At 54.1% G+C, this 16,935-nt stretch carries 13 protein-coding genes; 6 read left to right on the top strand and 7 right to left on the bottom strand.

Annotated features, from left to right (window positions below; genetic code table 11):
- Positions 1 to 215: 215 nt before the first annotated feature.
- From WKR14_RS08820 to WKR14_RS08810, 3 genes are all read left to right on the top strand, one after another.
- Positions 216 to 953 carry a YciK family oxidoreductase gene (locus WKR14_RS08820; RefSeq protein WP_039033424.1) on the top strand — a complete coding sequence of 246 codons (738 nt, stop codon included), beginning with the start codon at positions 216 to 218 and terminating at the stop codon, positions 951 to 953.
- Between the two features lie 94 nt (positions 954 to 1,047).
- Entirely contained in the window at positions 1,048 to 1,965 is a 918-nt protein-coding gene (locus tag WKR14_RS08815; RefSeq protein WP_339087644.1) for a M14 family metallocarboxypeptidase, read from the top strand.
- Between the two features lie 390 nt (positions 1,966 to 2,355).
- The gene (locus WKR14_RS08810; RefSeq protein ID WP_101055811.1) at positions 2,356 to 2,766 is read left to right on the top strand and encodes a hypothetical protein; all 411 of its coding nucleotides are present in this window, start codon (positions 2,356 to 2,358) and stop codon (positions 2,764 to 2,766) included.
- 37 nt (positions 2,767 to 2,803) lie between these two features.
- Here the strand turns inward: WKR14_RS08810 and WKR14_RS08805 are convergent, their stop codons facing one another.
- From WKR14_RS08805 to WKR14_RS08785, 5 genes are all read right to left on the bottom strand, one after another.
- Entirely contained in the window at positions 2,804 to 3,655 is an 852-nt protein-coding gene (locus tag WKR14_RS08805; protein WP_226565769.1) for a tetratricopeptide repeat protein, read from the bottom strand.
- Positions 3,656 to 3,777: 122 nt separating this feature from the next.
- Positions 3,778 to 5,061 carry a peptidoglycan DD-metalloendopeptidase family protein gene (locus WKR14_RS08800; RefSeq protein ID WP_373296837.1) on the bottom strand — a complete coding sequence of 428 codons (1,284 nt, stop codon included), beginning with the start codon at positions 5,059 to 5,061 and terminating at the stop codon, positions 3,778 to 3,780.
- Positions 5,062 to 5,232: 171 nt separating this feature from the next.
- A complete protein-coding gene (locus tag WKR14_RS08795; protein WP_339087643.1) occupies positions 5,233 to 8,403 on the bottom strand; it encodes an SMC family ATPase in 3,171 nt (1,056 codons plus the stop codon).
- Positions 8,400 to 9,542: an exonuclease SbcCD subunit D gene (locus tag WKR14_RS08790; RefSeq protein WP_101055807.1), complete on the bottom strand. Its 1,143-nt coding sequence runs from the start codon at positions 9,540 to 9,542 to the stop codon at positions 8,400 to 8,402. Before WKR14_RS08790 ends, WKR14_RS08795 begins: the two co-directional genes overlap by 4 nt.
- Positions 9,543 to 9,666: 124 nt before the next feature.
- The gene (locus tag WKR14_RS08785) at positions 9,667 to 10,440 is read right to left on the bottom strand and encodes a TSUP family transporter (RefSeq protein WP_226565767.1); all 774 of its coding nucleotides are present in this window, start codon (positions 10,438 to 10,440) and stop codon (positions 9,667 to 9,669) included.
- Positions 10,441 to 10,559: 119 nt separating this feature from the next.
- Between WKR14_RS08785 and gcvA the strand changes: the two genes are divergently transcribed.
- Both gcvA and WKR14_RS08775 read left to right on the top strand, forming a co-directional pair.
- Positions 10,560 to 11,453, top strand: a complete 894-nt coding sequence (gene gcvA / locus WKR14_RS08780; RefSeq protein WP_101055805.1) for a transcriptional regulator GcvA — start codon at positions 10,560 to 10,562, stop codon at positions 11,451 to 11,453.
- A 407-nt stretch (positions 11,454 to 11,860) separates the two neighbouring features.
- Positions 11,861 to 12,265, top strand: coding sequence for a GFA family protein (locus tag WKR14_RS08775; protein ID WP_339087642.1), 405 nt, complete (start codon positions 11,861 to 11,863; stop codon positions 12,263 to 12,265).
- An 86-nt stretch (positions 12,266 to 12,351) separates the two neighbouring features.
- Here WKR14_RS08775 and WKR14_RS08770 read toward each other — a convergent pair whose 3' ends face one another.
- Positions 12,352 to 13,995, bottom strand: a complete 1,644-nt coding sequence (locus WKR14_RS08770; protein ID WP_420884229.1) for a dipeptidase — start codon at positions 13,993 to 13,995, stop codon at positions 12,352 to 12,354.
- Between the two features lie 202 nt (positions 13,996 to 14,197).
- Here WKR14_RS08770 and WKR14_RS08765 point away from each other — a divergent pair, with 202 nt between their 5' ends.
- Complete coding sequence (locus WKR14_RS08765; RefSeq protein WP_339087641.1) at positions 14,198 to 16,408, top strand: M3 family metallopeptidase; 2,211 nt, start codon at positions 14,198 to 14,200, stop codon at positions 16,406 to 16,408.
- A gap of 109 nt (positions 16,409 to 16,517) precedes the next feature.
- Here WKR14_RS08765 and WKR14_RS08760 read toward each other — a convergent pair whose 3' ends face one another.
- Complete coding sequence (locus tag WKR14_RS08760) at positions 16,518 to 16,934, bottom strand: GFA family protein (RefSeq protein ID WP_165564939.1); 417 nt, start codon at positions 16,932 to 16,934, stop codon at positions 16,518 to 16,520.
- Between the last annotated feature and the right edge of the window lies 1 nt (position 16,935).

Raw genomic sequence — 16,935 nt, 5'->3', positions numbered from 1 at the left:
ATTGGTCACAATACCCCAGACACTGTGACCAGAGGAGCTGAAATCTGTACTCAGCTCGTCTCAAGTTAACGTAAAAATATTGAGTTAGCTACATTTTTGTCACAGTTGGCCGCAACGAAAAGTAACTATGAACAGTCATTTGTTTTAAACAGATGTATACCGCTGTAGTGAGTCGAGTATTGGCGGGCTTTAGCGCGAAGAGGAAATAACTCCCCATGTTGGAATATCAAGCAGCAAAAGATCTTCTCAAGGGCAAAACGATTCTGGTAACCGGCGCAGGCGACGGTATCGGTAAAACCGCAGCCAAAACCTATGCCGCCCATGGCGCCACAGTGATCCTGCTGGGCAAGACGGTCAAGAAGCTGGAAGCCGTTTACGATGAAATTGAAGCCGCCGGTGGCCCGACTCCAGCGATTGTGCCTCTGGATCTCAAGGGCGCCAGCGAACAAAACTACCGCGACATGGCCGAAACCATAGAGCAGCAATTCGGCAAGCTCGATGGCCTGCTGCATAATGCCAGCCTGTTAGGCGCTTTGGGGCCGTTTGAACATATCGATATTCAGTCACTGGAAGATCTGCTCAAGGTCAATGTGGTGGCCGAAGTGATGATGACCAAGGCACTGTTGCCAGTGATGCGCAAGGCCGAGCACGCCTCAATTATTTTTACCTCCAGCAGTGTTGGCCGTAAGGGCCGCGCTTACTGGGGCCCATATGCCTTCTCCAAGTTTGCTACCGAAGGCATGATGCAGGTGCTGGCTCATGAATGTGAAGGCACCCAGGTGCGCGCCAACAGTATCAATCCGGGAGCAACCCGCACCGGCATGCGCGCCAAGGCTTATCCGGCAGAGAACCCTCTGGATCTCAAGACGCCAGAGCAGATAATGCCCGTTTATCTATATCTGATGGGCGACGACAGCCTGCAGGAAAACGGTCAGGCCTTTAACGCCCAGTAACATTTTCTTCCAGAATAAACGCAGCCTAATGGGCTGCGTTTTGCTATTCATACGCCATTCATACACGTTTAGAAAAGAAATAAGGAGGCAATCCATGAGTCAAGAATACCCTATAGGCACTCCAGGTATTCCCTGGGGAGAGGCCGAAAAATCCGCCTGGCGCGCCACCCAAAACATCAAACGCAGCTACCGTGAACAGGTGCTCGACAAGATCTATGCCCTCAAGACAGCTTTTGAATGCCGCCGGTACGGCGCCTTAAGTTATGACCCGGAACGTTATCCCCTGCTCGCCCTGCAGAGTAAATCGCCACAGGCAGATAAGCCCTGGGTATTGGTCACAGGCGGGATCCACGGTTATGAAACCAGTGGCGTTCAAGGTGCGCTGCAGTTTCTTGAGCAGGAAGCCGAACGTTATCAAGCGGATTTCAACCTCATGGTCGTTCCCTGTGTCAGCCCTTGGGGATACGAAATCATCAACCGTTGGAATCCTTTGGCTATCGATCCCAACCGTTCCTTCTTTGAACCCAGCCCGGCAGAAGAGTCTGCCGCATTGATGGCTCTGGTTGCTAGCCACGGCGCCCCTTTCCTGGCTCATATCGATCTGCATGAAACCACAGATACGGATGAAACCGAGTTTCGCCCGGCGCTGGCGGCCCGCGATGGCAAAATCATAGCTCCCGGTGAGATCCCGGACGGTTTTTATGTGGTAGATGATGAAGCCATGCCGCAACCTGAATTCCAACGAGCCATTATCGAAGCGGTCGCCAAAGTGACCCATATCGCTCCGGCCGACAAAGACGGCAATATCATCGGCTCTCCTGTGGTCGACCACGGCGTTATCCGTTATCCGCTCAAGCAGCTTGGTCTATGTGCCTCGGTTACCAATGCCCCATACACCTGCACCACAGAAGTCTACCCGGACAGCCCGCAGGCAAGCGATGAACAGTGCAATGCCGCCCAGGTAGCCGCGGTTTGTGGCGCGCTGGATTTTCTAAAACGAATTCAAGGTTAGGGTTTTCGGCTCCGGTCCGCTCTTGCAGGAATGAAGTGACTCTCGCCCAAGAGTAAACCTGAAACAGCGTTGCATCTGATATTCAGCCTGTCAGGTAAAATAACCCGTCAGATAGAATAACTATGACCCGGCATTTGCCGGGTCATCTGTTTCAACCGTCTATCAAACCCTCATTGAAGATAAAAGTAACCACAGGAGAGTTCTGTTTATTAACAATCTTTTATTGACTGATAATAGTTTTCATTTAAAATCACTTTCAGTTCCAGGTATCGACTTTGCTTTTTTACTCTGACTTTTCAGGCCGTCATTGAATGCTGCGATTAACCAGGTCGGCATATGACAGCGCTTTTCTGTTTTAGCAGACGATACCGATTAGATGTGGAGTGGTTTATGCCCAAGATAAGCAAGCATATTTCCAAGATATGCCATAAGCAGGCCAAGAAGGCGTTGAAAAAGACGCAACCCGCACTCGGCAAGTCCAGCCGCAAACGCCTTGGCAAAAACTTGGTTAGCGCATTAGAGCAGCAACTGCCCACTGAACTCTCCCGGCAAAAGAAGCTCAAAAAACCGCAAAAGAAACTGCTCAAGGCAGAGCTGCAAAACCGAGCCGGCACCTGGATTGCCGCCAATCAAGCTTCTGTCGAACTCGGACAACTTCACAGCCTAAAGCCCCAGACCGGCAGCATGAGCTTTGCGCTGCGCCCCTTTAAGAAATCCCCCTGCGGCGGCTGCCCGGCACTCAAGGGCAAACTGTGCCGCTGCGCCCTTAAGTATCAACAGCGGCTACAGCAGGCAGGTTAACCCTTCCGCAGGACTAGATAATTGCCCGACATTACTGTCAGTCGTCGCTGATCAGATCGTCAAAACGTTTGTAGCCATGCAAGGAATCAAAGTCTTTCTCCTCCTTGGCTGCCTCACTCAGTGAGGCACTGAAACCCACAGCCAATTCCAGATCGGAAATAGCCTGCTCTTCCGAGCCCATGCGGGTAAAGGCACAGGCTCGCTGATAAAGCGCATTGGCGTTCTTGGGATCCACTTCCAACACCCGGTTACAGATGCTCATCGCCCAGTGATACTCGCCCATTTCCATGGCGGCATCGGCCTTGTAGGTTAAGGCCTCGAGATCGCCCGGACGTATTTTGAGAATATCGTTGTAGATCTCGATTCGCTGCTCCGGCGTCTGCGAATGTTGAGCACGGATCCATAGGTTGTGTATCTCGTTGATCCGCTCAATTTCCTTGTTGTTTTCAGTAATGATCCGGCTCTTGCGTTTCAGCTCACGCTCCATCTCCTGAAACTTTTTCTCGTATTGGGCGGCAATCGCCTCCAGTTTCTCGTTGGCCATTTCTTGAGTCTTGTCGCGAATATCCTTAAGTGACTGCCAACCTACCAGAGCGATCAGTGACACCGCAGCAGCGATAAGATAGAAGAAGTAGGTCACAGTCACATTGGCATAGTTCATCGACTTGTCGGCAACCGCCAGCTCCCGGTCGGTAATATCGACAGTGACCCGTTTTTCCAGCGACTGCATGTCTTGCCGTATCGACTTGAGCTCATCGAGCACATAGCGCTCCATCAAGGGCTTATCGTAAATACTCTGCTCCGAATAAGGCTTGGGGGGCTCTTCAGCCGCCGTAACCGGCAACGCCAGGCTCAATAACACCAATACCAGTGCATGCCATAACTTCATTTTTCCTCCTGTTGCACTCAGGTTCTCTCCACACCCTAACAAATGGGCCTGGATGGGTAAAATTGGCTTATAAAAAAGCCAGCGCCGTTAAGCGCTGGCTACTGCAAAACCAATAAGCGGATTTAACCGAGATCCATCATCATCTTGCGGGTACTGACCAATTGGCTGAACTCACGCATCTGCTCTTTGGAGAGTTGGCTGGCCATGGGGATATCCGCCTTCATGGCATTCACCGGCCGCCCATTGACATGAAACTCATAATGCAGATGCGGTCCGGTCGAACGCCCGGTATTACCGGAAAGCGCAATAACCTGGCCACGACTGACTCTCTGGCCCTTGTGCACCAAAGGTTTGGACAGATGCAGATATCGGGTACGGTATTTGTTGCCGTGCTCTATCACTATATATTTCCCGGCGTATCTGTGATTGGTCACCAGAGTCACCACACCGTCGCCCGGTGCCACTACCTTGGTGCCTATCGGTACGGCAAAGTCGGTGCCGTTATGGGGAGAAACCCGCCCTGTGACCGGGTGACGACGATTGGGATTGAATGATGAGCTGATCCTATAGCGCTTCTCCAGCGGGATCCGCTGGAAGGCCCGCGCCAGGCTACGTCCTTTCTCATCATAGAAGTTACCATCTGTACTCTGAAATGCAGTGATTTCATTGCGGCCGTTTTGAATGCGTAATCCCAGCACCTGGCTGACACCGGTCGACTCTCCTTCTATGTACTGATCATTCATCAGCACAGAAAAGTGGTCGCCGGCACGCAGATCCCGGGCAAAATTAAGCTTTTCCTTCAGCAGGCTCTCAATTTTTTGAATTTCGGCGGCGCTCAGGCCGACCCGCTGCGCCGAGCGATAGAAAGACCCCTGGATTTCACCGCTGACAATCCGGTTTTGCCAGACGCCTTCGATGTTGATCTCTTCAACCCCATAACCACCATCGTCGAAACGTTTGAACAGCACCTGATGTGCGGCGTTGAAGTAGAGTTCAAGCTGGGTCAGGTTGCCCTGCTCATCGATCCAAAAGCGGATCCTGTTACCCGGTTGCAGGGTATCGAGCGCCAGAATATCCAAATCGGCTTCCAGCACCTTGTACATGGTCTGCTGGCCGACACCTGCCTTTTGGAACAATACGCTGAGGGTGTCACCACTTTGGATCACACGTTCAAAGTCCGGGCCGACCAATTCAACAACCGAAGGCTCAGTGCCGACTTGAGGCAGCAGAGCTTCAATATCCAGATGCAAGGGAATACGTTGTGGCGTGACTTCGTGAGTCCCGGGCCAAAGCAACGCCGCGCCCACCAATAACCCAGAGCTGAGCAGCAGCTTCTTGTGTAAAGTGGGCAAGGCCTGCAAACGCATAGGGATCATACTCAACCAGGATATTCTATCTGTCTGCAACTGTTGCCTCACCGAGTTCAAACTGAAAAAAACAATAGCTGGAACCCCTGTTTTCAAGAGGCCAGCTGCAAACTTATATCAAAAAAAGTCCCTGAGACAAGTATTATTCACCAAAACCCCATGATTACTGGGTGGATTTAAGATTTGACCGACAAATTTGCCCCGTTTGCATCAAGCTGTAACCAGACGAATACTGCTGCCCAGTGCATGCTTGCTGATATCAATGCGGCAGCTTATCTGCTCTTTCATCTCGGAAACATGGGAAATAACCCCTATCATGCGGCCACTGGATTGCAGGTCCATCAGGGTGCGGACTGCCAGTTCCAGAGAGTCCTGATCCAAACTGCCAAAACCTTCATCGATAAACAGGGTATCGAGCTTGATACCACCGGCATAAGCCTGCACCACATCAGAGAGCCCCAGCGCCAGCGACAAGGCCGCCATAAAGCTCTCACCACCGCTGAGTGTGGCCACCGGACGCACCTTGGAGCTGTATGCATCTTCCACCTCAAGCTCCAGACCAGAGGCCTTATTGCCCTTGGCCCTGTCCTCTTTGCGCAGCAAGCGGTAGCGGCCTTTGCTCATCAGCGCCAAACGGCGACTGGCTTCGAGCAGCACATCATCGAGCAAGACACTGAGCACAAAGCGCTGCAGACTCACCTTGCTATGGCTGTTGCCATTGGCCACATCACTCAGAGTGCCGATAAGGGCGTATTCCTGCTCCAGCGCCTGAGCGGCTAGCGCTTCTTTATTAAGCTGGGCTTCTGTGCCTTTAAGGCTCTGCATTCGGTTGTTGAGCGTCTGCCAGGTAGACTCCGCCTCAGCGAGTTGCTGCTGCTGTTGCTGCCAGAGGTTTTCAAGCTGCCCAAGCTCAGGCAGGCTTTGTCCGGCGAGCCGCTCATCCATGGCTTTGAGCAGCGCCTGTAGCTCCGAGTGCTGAGTGCGCCAAGCCTCTATCTTCTCAGCCAATGCCTGCATCTGCGCTTCATTCAGCTGCGCCTGTTCCAACGCCTTACGGTCGGCAAATCCAGATTGTTTCAGGGCATCATCAAGCGCATGCTGCGCTTTGATGGCAAACTGCTCGGCCCGGGCGCTGTCTTCACGGCCCGATGTCAAGGCCTGCATCAGCGCCTTATGCTGGCTGACGGCCTCGGTATACTGTTGATTGATATCTTGCTGTCGCTGTTTTAGCTGTTGCCACTCACTCTGCTTTTGCTCAAGTTGCCGCGCCATCAGTTCAAGCGCCGCCTCGGCTGCCAGAGCATGATATTCATTGGGCAGAGCAGCAAGCGCTGCGTCTTTACGGGCTCCCGTAAGACCCAACTGCTCTCTTAGCTGCTGCAACTGTTGTAATTGAGTCTCTCTGTGCTTGAGTCGCTGCTCCACTTGCTGCTCGGCCTGCTGCAATTGTTGCCTGCAATCATTGAGGCGGGTTTGAGCCGCTTCGGCCTGTTGCAATTCATTGAGCAGCTGCCTGCGACGGGACACAAGCCTGTCTATTTCGCTAGCGAGATCGGCTTTGGCATAGGAGTCGCCATCCATAGCGGCGTCAACCTTAGCCTCTGTCGTAGCCTCTGTCTTAACATCTGTCGTAAAATCCGCGGCGATAAAGGCCTGTAACTCAGCACTCAAGCGCTGCAGCTCGAGCTGTAACTCCTCGGTTTGCCGCTTGATATGACGATAATCGCTGCGGGCCGCCTCATGCCTTGCCGTGGCTTGCTGCTCGGCGTCTCGCGCTCGGTTGAGCTCGGTTTCACCCGGAATATCCTGCGCCATCTCGGCCGGTGCCGGATGTTCCAAGCCGCCGCATACGGGACAAGGCTGCCCAGGCTGCAACTTAGCCGCCAGAATAGCCGCCTGGCCTGTATGCCAGGCCAGTTGCAACCTTTGATGTTCCGTTTCGGCGCTCTGTCTTTCGGCCTTGCATTGATGACCATGGGCCTCGGCCTGCTGCAGACTGACTTGGGCTTGCTGCCATTTTTGCTTAATGTGCCCGAGCTGCTCCGTCTTCTCCAGGCGAGTGTTCAACGCCGCCAGTGCCTGATGCAACGGCCCTTGGCGCTCGGCGCTTGAGAACAGTTCGTTCGCCTCTGATTTAAGCTTTTGTTGTTGCTGCTGCCATTGTTCCAGCTCAGTGCGACTCTGCTGCTCTGCCCGCTCAAGACGCCCAAACTCCACTAGGCCAAGCTCATGCTCCTCGGTCAGTTGCTTGAGCTCGTTAATAGCCGGCTGCAGCTTGTCGAGTTGTTCAAGCTCCCGTCGCAGCTTATTAGCGTGCTCATCCAACTCGGCGAGTGTAGCCTTATCATCTGTAGCCTGTTTCAGACGCTGCTCAGCGCTCTGCAACTGCTTGGCATAGTCAGCTTCCTTGGCTTTAGCCTGCTGCCACTCCTGCTGGCGAAACTGCAACTCTTTGAGGCTTGGCAGCAACTTTTCAGCCTTGCGGGCTTTCTCCAATGTCTGCTGGTGCAGCTCGATTTCAGTGCGCCGCTGCTCAAGCGCATCAAGCTGGGTTTGCAGCAGCTTGCGGCGCTCAAACTCGGCGGTTAACGCCTTGGCGTTATCGAGCGTCTTGACACTCTGGGCCAAGGCTTCGCTGGCCTTTTGTTTGTTACCTGTCGCTTCGGTCAAAGAGGGGGTTAAAGCAGCAATTTCTGCGGTCAACTGCTCGAGACTCTCGACACCGGCAGTTTCCAAAATCCCGGCGCGGCGTGATTGCAAATCTCTGGCCTTTGCCTTGATTTCCAGCGCCTGTTGTTTGAGGCGCTCTTCAATGCGGCGGTAGATATGGGTTTGAAACAGCTGGCTGAAGATCTTTTCCCGCTCTTTGGAGTCGGCCAGCAAAAGCTCGCGGAACTTGCCCTGAGGCAGCACCATCACCTGGCGAAACTGATCCACATCCAGGCCAGTCAACTCTTCGATGCAGGCGTTGGCATCCGTGACCTTACTGGCCACCAGCAACTCTTCGGTGCCATCGGGCAACAGCCGCTTGAGTTCCGCCTCGCTCTTTTGCAGGGTAAAACCCTCGCCGCGGTTTTTAGCTCTTTGCTGCTCGGGGCAGCGGCGAATGCTGTAGCGTTTTTGCCCCAATTCAAAACTGAAATACACTTCGGTGAGCAGACCGTCATCGGCATTATCACAGCGCATCTGGCTGCCTTCACGCTCGTTACCTGTGGTCTTGCCGTACAGGGCAAAACAGATGGCATCCAGAATCGTGGTCTTGCCTGCCCCAGTGGGGCCATTGATCAGAAACAGCGGCTTGTCGCCCAGCTCGGTAAAGTCGATGTGCTGACAATCGGCGAAGGGGCCGAAGGCGCGCATTTCCAAAATCAGTGGTCTCATTGTTCCTGCTCCCTGTGCAACTCTTCAATCAAACGGCTCATGGTCTGCTGCTGCGCCTCTGTCATGGCCTCACCCTGTACCTGACTGAAAAAATCGCTGAACATGTCGAGCTCGCCTTTTTTGATTCTGTCGCGGCCAATCTCCTGCCCCTGCTGCCGGGACATCAGGCCCGTGCGTTCCAGATGCAGCACATTGGGATAGACGCCGCGCAGCTTGCCCATGGGATCCAGCAGCGCCTGGGTATCGAGCAGACGCACCATCAGGTAGTCCTCTCGCCCCGGATCTTTTTCGCCCTGTTGCAGCAGCTCATCGAGCAGGCCTTCAATCACCCTCACATCCCGCCTGGGTTTTAGCGCTAGCAGGGTGATTTTTGGGGTATGTCCTGCGCTCAGCTCCACCAGGGTCACGGATTTTTTCTGTTTGTGTTCACTGAAAGAGTATTTCAGCGGCGAGCCCGAGTAGCGCACGTGCTCGGCGCCCTTATATTGCGGGCCATGCAGATGCCCGAGCGCCGCGTAGTCAAAGCCGCGAAAGAGTGCAGGGTCGATTTTATCGGCGCCGCCGATACTCAAGGGCCGCTCGGATTCAGACTCACTGCCGCCATCGAGGAAGCAGTGGGCCACCACGACCTTGGGCAAGCCTTGGCTGTCGTGCGCCTGAACCTGCTCCAGCAAGCAGGCCATCGCCTGCTGGTGACTGCTGGCATCCACCTCCAGCACATGCCGTACCTGCGCCGGCTCGGCATAGGGAATGGGATAGAAACAGGCATCGCCGTCACAGCCTTTGAGGATAAGCGGATTAACTTGCGCTTGCAGCGGGCCGCTAATATAAAGGCCACTGGCGGCCATTTGCCGCGCCGCAAACCCCAGCCGCTCCTGACCGTCGTGATTGCCGGCTATCATGAGCACAGGAATTTGATGCTCATTGAGCAGGGTATTGAGGAACTTATCCAGCAGGGCAACCGCACTGGCGGGCGGGATCGAGCGGTCATATATGTCACCAGCGACCACCAGGGCATCGACCTGATGCTCAGCGGCAAGCGCCACTATTTGCTCAAGCATATGAGCTTGCTCATCCAGCAACGACTCGTTGTGCAGTTGCCGACCGATATGCCAGTCCGAGGTATGGATAAATTTCATTGGGCGCTAAGATTGCAGACGGATACGTGAGCCTTATGGTATGCAAAATCAATGCAATAGTATATGCGCCTGCCAAGGTTCTACGGCTGAGTGCTTAGCACTCAGCCGTCTGTCTTATTTGGGTTTAAAAACTCCACTGATATTGATCGGCCAGCAGCTTGAGGCTCATGACCAGCGACATGACCACCACCAGCGGCTTGATGATCTTGCTGCCCTTGGTGATAACCAGACGTGAACCCAGAGTCGCCCCGGCGGCCTGCCCTGCCAGCATCACCAATCCCAGCAGCCACACCACCTTGCCGCCAAGGGCAAAAAAGATGAGCGAGGCAATATTGGTGGAAAAATTCAGTACCTTGGCATGAGCCGTCGCCTTGGCCAGGCCGAAACCTGCCAAGGACACAAACGCCAGGGCAAAAAAGCTGCCGGTGCCGGGGCCGAAAAAGCCGTCATACAGGCCTACCCCGAGTGCGGCGGTAAAGGCAAATACCCCAGGGGTCAGAACCCTGGCGCGGTCATCTTCAGTAATTTTCTTGGAAAACAGGAAGTAACAACCAATAGCCAAAATAAGAAACGGCAGCATCAACTCCAGCACGCTGGCATCTATCAACTGAACCAGAATCGTACCGACTGAGGCGCCGACAAAGGCACAACCAATTGCCAGTTTCATCCCACCCAAATTCACCATTCCCTTACGCACAAAGTAGAGGCTGGCGAAGAAACTGCCGCCACAGGCCTGTAGCTTGTTGGTGCCGAGCGCCGCCGCCGGAGGCAGTCCGGCCCACATAAGCGCCGGAATAGTCAACAGGCCACCGCCACCGGCGATAGAGTCAATAAAGCCCGCCACCAAGGCGACCAAAAACAGAACCGTAGCCAATTGCAGAGTGAGTTCAAATGCCATTTTTATGTTGTCGAATACAGAGTTGAAGGATTGCTATTAGACGCAGTTTGCCCGCAAAAGGCAAAGGAGTTATTCTCGCTTTCACGTGAGATTTTCTCACACTAAACAGCGGAGAAAATATGTTTCAGGAATTACCGCCTCTCAATGCCCTGCGTTCATTCGAGGCAGCGGCAAGGCTACAAAGCATCACCCTGGCGGCGCAGGAGTTGTATGTGACCCACGGTGCCATCAGCAAACAGGTGCGCCTACTCGAGAACTTCCTGGGATTCAGCCTGTTTGTGCGCCAACACAGGCAACTGGCGCTCACAGATGAGGGGCGACAATACCTGCCGCAGGTGCAGGCGGCACTGCAGACCCTGGCCAATGCCACCGCCGAGTTGAAACGTCAAAGTCTCAAGGCGCAGACCCTGGCCATCAATGTATTACCCAGCCTGACCATCAACTGGTTGATCCCGAGAATGGAGGAATTTAAGTCACGTTTCCCACAATTGTATGTGGATCTCACCATAGGCGACTTCGCCGTCGACTTTGCCAGCGGCCGCTACGACATCGCCATTCGCTCCGCCACCAGTGAACCTCAGGGAGTGAATGTGATCAAACTGATGAATGAAGAGCTGTGCCTGGTGTGCTCACCGCTACTGGCTCCCAAGCTAAAGCAACTGGAAGATATCAACCAGGTGACGCTGCTGAAGCACACCACCCGCCCTGAGCTTTGGCCTTACTGGGCCAGGCAACTGGGAATTACACTGACCACAGAGCAGAAATTTGGCGTCGAGCATTTCTATATGCTGAGTCAGGCCGCCGCCAGCGGCATGGGAGCGGCGCTGATCCCGCGTTTCTTTATCGAAGATCAACTCAAAGCCGGCACTCTGGTGATCCCCTTTGAAGCGCCCTTTGTCAGCCCCTACAGTTATTATCTATTGACCCCCAAGTCCAGCAGCCTGCCACGTAAATCGGCGCTGTTTATCGATTGGCTGCTGTCTGAGTTTGCGCCTTATCGCGAGCATTGTTAGTACAAAACAGAAAATCGTGCAGAGTAATAAAGCCTGGCACCCAATCACAGCTCAAATATATTTATAGCTACTTTTCAGCACTATAAAGTAAAAACTGACTCCCCAGGTAACAGATAGCCCGGATTCAAATCCAAAGGGCAACAATGACAGTTTGCTTCTGTAGCCTATAATCCAGCCGACCAACGCCAACAATATCAAAGAGTAAAATGAAGATTCCTGTTGGGTAACACCATCCAGTACAGACACGCAATCGCCTCCTAAAGCGCCAACAGCATTTGCCCTGTCCCGAGCGACGCTATTAGAATGAACTCATTTGCTTATTCCTTGAACAATGTAGCAAGAAGGAGCAACCAAAATTTTCGGACGGCGCGAGAAAGACAATAACTTATCAACACCCAGGAGGGAGCATGAAGCAGTATCGAGGCAGTTGCCTTTGCGGCAAGGTTCGTTTTGAAATCAGCGCTGAGCTGCAGCAATTCTTTTTGTGTCACTGCAGTCGCTGCCGCAAGGATTCAGGTTCGGCCCACAGTGCCAATCTGTTTTCAGACAGCGCCGAGTTAACCTGGCTCAGTGGCCAGGACGCCATTACTGCGTTTACCCTGCCAGGTACTCGCCACAGCCGCCATTTTTGCGCCGTTTGCGGCTCGGCGCTGCCCAAAGCGGTCAAAGGTGGCAAGCTGCTGCAAATACCCGCAGGCAGCCTGGACGATGAGCCGGGGCTGACTCCCCAGATGCACATTTTTTGTCAAACGCGCGCCGCTTGGGATCAGGCTTTGGAACAAGTGCCCTGCTTGGAGCTGGGCCCGGTTTAAGAATATAAGGCACCGCCCTGTGATGATGGCGCCACTCCCAGTCCGCATGGCTGTACCTTACTCGAAAGCAATTATCTCGGCAGCGATTACCTGGGCAGCTTAGCTCCCGGGTTTACCGCCAACTCCACCATGGCGGCAGTGTACATCTTAAGGTTCAGCTGCAACTGCTCGCGGGTGATGAACTCATGTTCACTGTGGCCTGTATACTCGACACCCGGCATGGCCGGACCAAAACTGAGGGCATTGGGGAACAGTTTACTGTTGGTGGAGCCGCCAATAGCAACAGGTTTAGGGTCGGTAATACCGGTAAACTCGGCAAACACATTGAGCAGGGTTTGCAGATGCGGCGCCTTATCCATCACTTTGGGCTCGCCCCAATAGCTGCTGACATCGACCAGAGTCACGCCTTGGGATTGCTGCCAACCGACCAGCGCCGCGGACAGCTGTTTATCCAAGGTTTCCGGGCTCTTGCCTATGGGGCGCCTTAGGTTAAGCGTAATGCTGGTACCCCCCTGCCCCCACTCCACCACAGTCGGCGCCAGCGACATAGGCCCCATAAAATCATCGCTATAGCCCAGCTCGCCAAAGCGCTCGGCATAGAGGTCCAAGCCTATCATTTCATTGATAAATGCCAGGGTTAATGCCGACTGGCTCAGTGCGAATGTCTCAGACTCCAACAGCGCAGCCAGATGAGTCACGGCATTGACACCATCTTCAGGGGTTGAGGAATGGGCCGATTTACCGTTGGCGGCGATCTCCAGGCTGTCGAAATCCAGGGTAAAATCATAGCGCATCCCCTGCTGGGACTCTGCGGCGCGTTGCAAACGGCTGACCATGGCGCTGTCGGCTCCGCGGATCAGGGCCAAGGCCTGCTGGGGGATCTGACTGGCAAAGGAGCCACCGCTAAAATGATGCAGCTGCGGTTTATCGAAATTAGGCGCCTTTACTTTGGGTTCAGGTATCGTGAGTTTTATCTGACTCCAGCCCTTCTCGGCGGTGACTACAGGATATTCGGCGTCTATGGTGATATTCATATCGGCCGCTTGATAGTCCTTGAGAAACACTTTCAGCGGCTGCCAGTCCGACTCCTCGGCCAGATATACCATGAGTTCAATGCGGCGATTCAGTTTTACCGACTTGTCCTTGAGCGCCTTCATGGCGTACATGGCGGTGACTATCGGCCCCTTGTCATCTTCGGTGCCGCGGCCTATCAGCTTGCCCGGTTGCGATTGAGTATCCAGTTGATAGGGACTCTGGTGCCAAAGGGTTGAATTGGCCGGTTGCACATCCCCGTGGGTAATGATGCCAAGCTTGTTAGCACCGCCGCCCCTGTCTTCGCCAAGGCCTATCAAAAGCACATAACCGTGATCGGCATAATCCAGCCCCAACTGCTCCGCTTGGGTCTTGAGCGCCTGCTTGAAGCCGATGAATTCCGGATTGGTGTCGGGCGTCAACCCTGGGATAGCCTCGGTATTGAAGCGCACCAACTCGGCGAGGCTTTGTTCCATCTCGCTGCCATAGCGGTCAAGGCTGTACTGGGCCAAGGTTTTCGACAGTGGCGAGACTTTACTCAATACAGACTCTGTACCTTGGGCAGCACTTACGCTTGAAGTCTGGCTTGAAATCTGGCTCGAAGCCTGAGCAGTAAGGCCGCTCTCTGCGCTTACAAAAGGAGCGAACAAGCACAGGGACAGCGACAGGGATAAACGGGAAACTGTTCTAATCATCATGGCAGGGTGGCTTTTGTTATCTTTTATTATCAAAGGCCTGAGAGTGTGCCACAGATACAGTTTCGATACTGCATTCGCTAAGTTTTGTTACAAACTAAACAGGACAAAATTGGCCTTTTTCAATACGCCATGTTACTAAGGACGGCTTCGGCGCGGCTCGCCGCGCCATACGGGAGATAAACACCAGCATAGAGGAATAACAATGAAGGGAATGACCCTCTCTCCAGTGGCTCTGGCCCTGGGATTGGCGCTGACACTGAGCGCCTGCGACAACCAGCCTGTATCCCAGAGCGACACATCTGCCCAAACCCAAGCGCCTGCGCTCCAGAATGGCACAGGCACAAACCCAGCCGCAGCCAAGGCCGAACAAAGCCGGGACAACCCTTTCTTCCAGCCCTGGAATACTTACCTTGAAATCCCCGCCTTTGATCGCATCGAGTCCGAGCATTACCTGCCGGCCTTCAAACAAGGGATTGCCGAGCGCAAGGCAGAGATTCAAGCCATCATAGATAATCCGGCCGCCGCTGACTTTGCCAACACCATAGAAGCCATGGAGCGCAGTGGCGCCTTGTTGACCAAGGTGTCAGGAGTGTTTTATAACCTCACCAGCGCCGACACCTCCACCGAGCTGCAGAAGATCTCCAAGGAAGTATCCCCGCTGTTGTCTTCCAGTCGCGATGATATTTACCTGAACAACGCCCTGTTTCAGCGGGTCAAGGCTGTCTATCAGCAAAAAGATCAGCTGGTACTTAACCCGGCGCAGCAGAAACTGCTCGAAGACACCTACAAACGCTTCAGCCGCGGCGGTGCCAACCTGGATGACGCCGGTAAGGCGGAGCTTAGAAAGCTCAATGAAGCGATTGGCAAGCTGAGCCTGGAGTTCGGCGACAATGTGCTGGCAGAAACCAACGACTTTGAACTTGTGATAGACAAGCAGGCCGATCTGGCCGGTCTGCCGCAGGATGTGATTGACGTTGCCGCCCAGGCGGCCATCAAGCGCGGCCATTCCGGCAAGTGGGTATTTACCACCCAACGCCCCTCCGTCACCCCGTTTTTGACCTATGCCGATAACCGTGAGCTGAGAGAAAAACTCTACAAGGGTTATATCGAGCGCGGTAACAACGACAACGCACACGACAACAAGAAGGTGCTGGCAGAGTTGGCGGCTCTTAGAGCCAAACGAGCCCAGCTTCTGGGCTATCCGAGCCACGCCCACTATGTGCTGGAAGAGCGTACTGCCAAGACTCCGGAAAATGTCTACGCCCTGCTGGATAAAATTTGGCCCGCCGCCCTGGCCCAGGCCGAAGCCGAAAAGGCCGAGATGCAAAAGCTTATCGACAGTGAAGGCAAGGACTTCAAACTGGCCGCCTGGGACTGGTGGTACTATGCCGACAAGATACGTGTCGCCAAGTACAGCTTCAACGAACAGCAGACCAAGCCATACTTCTCGCTGGAAAACACCCTCAAGGGTGTGTTCTACACCGCCAACCGCCTCTATGGCATCAGTGTCACCGAGCGTGACGATCTGCCCAAGTATCACCCGGATGTACGCACCTTCGAGGTGAAAGATAAAGACGGCAGCGTTATCGGTATCTTCTTTGGCGATTACTATGTGCGTGACAGCAAACGCGGCGGCGCCTGGTCCAATGCCTATCGCCGCCAGGCGGTGGTCGATGGCGTCAACGAGCAGCCCATCATAGTCAACGTACTCAATTACCCTCGCCCCAGTGGCGATGAGCCGACGCTGCTGACCTTCGATGAAGCCGGTACCCTGTTCCATGAATTCGGCCATGCGCTGCACGCCTTGCTGTCCAAGGTGGAGTATCGTTCCCAGTCCGGCACTTCCGTGCCCCGCGACTATGTGGAGTTCCCGTCACAGGTGATGGAAAACTGGATGACTCAACCGGATGTGCTGGCGCATTTTGCCAAGCACTATCAAACCGGTGAGGTGATCCCACAGAGTTTGGTAGACAAGATCCGCGCCGCCAGCAAGTTCAACCAGGGTTTCGCCACGGTGGAATACATGGCAGCCACCAAGCTGGATCTGGACTGGCACAGCAGCAGCGTTACCGAACCTCAGGATGCGGCCGCCTTCGAGCAGCAATCGCTGAGCAAGATGGGGCTGATCCCTGAGATAGCGCCGCGCTATCGCTCCACCTACTTCAGCCACATCTTCTCCGGAGGATATTCAGCCGGTTATTACTCCTATATCTGGTCTGATATTCTCGGCGCAGATGCCTTTGAGGCCTTCAAGGAAAACGGTATTTTTGACCCGGCCACCGCCAAGGCTTTTCGCAGTAACATCCTTGAGCGCGGTGGCAGTGAAGATCCTATGGCGCTTTACAAGGCGTTCCGTGGTCAGGAAGCCGCCATTGAGCCACTGCTGCGCAGTCGCGGCCTGCTGGCGGAATAAACGCTTGCCGGATTAGCAATGTCCAGCAGCGCAATCAAAAAGCCGTTCACTCAGTGAACGGCTTTTTTAGTTCTTTATCAAGGCTGGCCTTTTTCAGGGCTGGGCTTTCTCAAGGCTGACCGGCGTATTGCTTGACTCCGGGTGGGATAACAAACCAGTCCTGCTTTTCACTGACCCAGGCATGGGCACTCGGCTGAATGATACGGGTATCTTCCAGGTTACTGGGCTTGAGTTTGATACTCTGCGGCTCAGCCGGGTTGTAGTGATAGATACGATTGCCACAGCGACCACAAAACTTGGCGGCGCTGATATTGCCACTGGCCGAACCACGCTGCCAATGGCTCAGTTCGCCAATGAATTCTATATCTTCGGCTCTGACAATCGCCGTGATGCTGAAAGCGCTGGTGGACAGCTTCTGGCATTCCTTGCAGTGGCAGGCCACCACCATCTGCGGCGGCGCCAACAAGCGATAACTGACAGCGCCACACTGGCAACTGCCCTTGATGGGATAACGAATAGCTTCCATA

Origin of the sequence: Shewanella chilikensis (genome assembly GCF_037953065.1) — a bacterium.
Classification (GTDB): Bacteria; Pseudomonadota; Gammaproteobacteria; order Enterobacterales; family Shewanellaceae; genus Shewanella; species Shewanella chilikensis.
The sequence above is the reverse complement of the archived record's forward strand: the minus strand, read 5'-3'. Positions and strand labels throughout refer to the sequence as shown.

Coding starts and splice junctions, on each gene's coding strand:
- WKR14_RS08820 (WP_039033424.1), top strand. CDS start 216: ATGTTGGAATATCAAGCAGCAAAAGATCTTCTCAAGGGCAAAACGATT.
- WKR14_RS08815 (WP_339087644.1), top strand. CDS start 1,048: ATGAGTCAAGAATACCCTATAGGCACTCCAGGTATTCCCTGGGGAGAG.
- WKR14_RS08810 (WP_101055811.1), top strand. CDS start 2,356: ATGCCCAAGATAAGCAAGCATATTTCCAAGATATGCCATAAGCAGGCC.
- WKR14_RS08805 (WP_226565769.1), bottom strand. CDS start 3,655: ATGAAGTTATGGCATGCACTGGTATTGGTGTTATTGAGCCTGGCGTTG.
- WKR14_RS08795 (WP_339087643.1), bottom strand. CDS start 8,403: ATGAGACCACTGATTTTGGAAATGCGCGCCTTCGGCCCCTTCGCCGAT.
- WKR14_RS08790 (WP_101055807.1), bottom strand. CDS start 9,542: ATGAAATTTATCCATACCTCGGACTGGCATATCGGTCGGCAACTGCAC.
- WKR14_RS08785 (WP_226565767.1), bottom strand. CDS start 10,440: ATGGCATTTGAACTCACTCTGCAATTGGCTACGGTTCTGTTTTTGGTC.
- gcvA (WP_101055805.1), top strand. CDS start 10,560: ATGTTTCAGGAATTACCGCCTCTCAATGCCCTGCGTTCATTCGAGGCA.
- WKR14_RS08775 (WP_339087642.1), top strand. CDS start 11,861: ATGAAGCAGTATCGAGGCAGTTGCCTTTGCGGCAAGGTTCGTTTTGAA.
- WKR14_RS08770 (WP_420884229.1), bottom strand. CDS start 13,995: ATGATGATTAGAACAGTTTCCCGTTTATCCCTGTCGCTGTCCCTGTGC.
- WKR14_RS08765 (WP_339087641.1), top strand. CDS start 14,198: ATGAAGGGAATGACCCTCTCTCCAGTGGCTCTGGCCCTGGGATTGGCG.
- WKR14_RS08760 (WP_165564939.1), bottom strand. CDS start 16,934: ATGGAAGCTATTCGTTATCCCATCAAGGGCAGTTGCCAGTGTGGCGCT.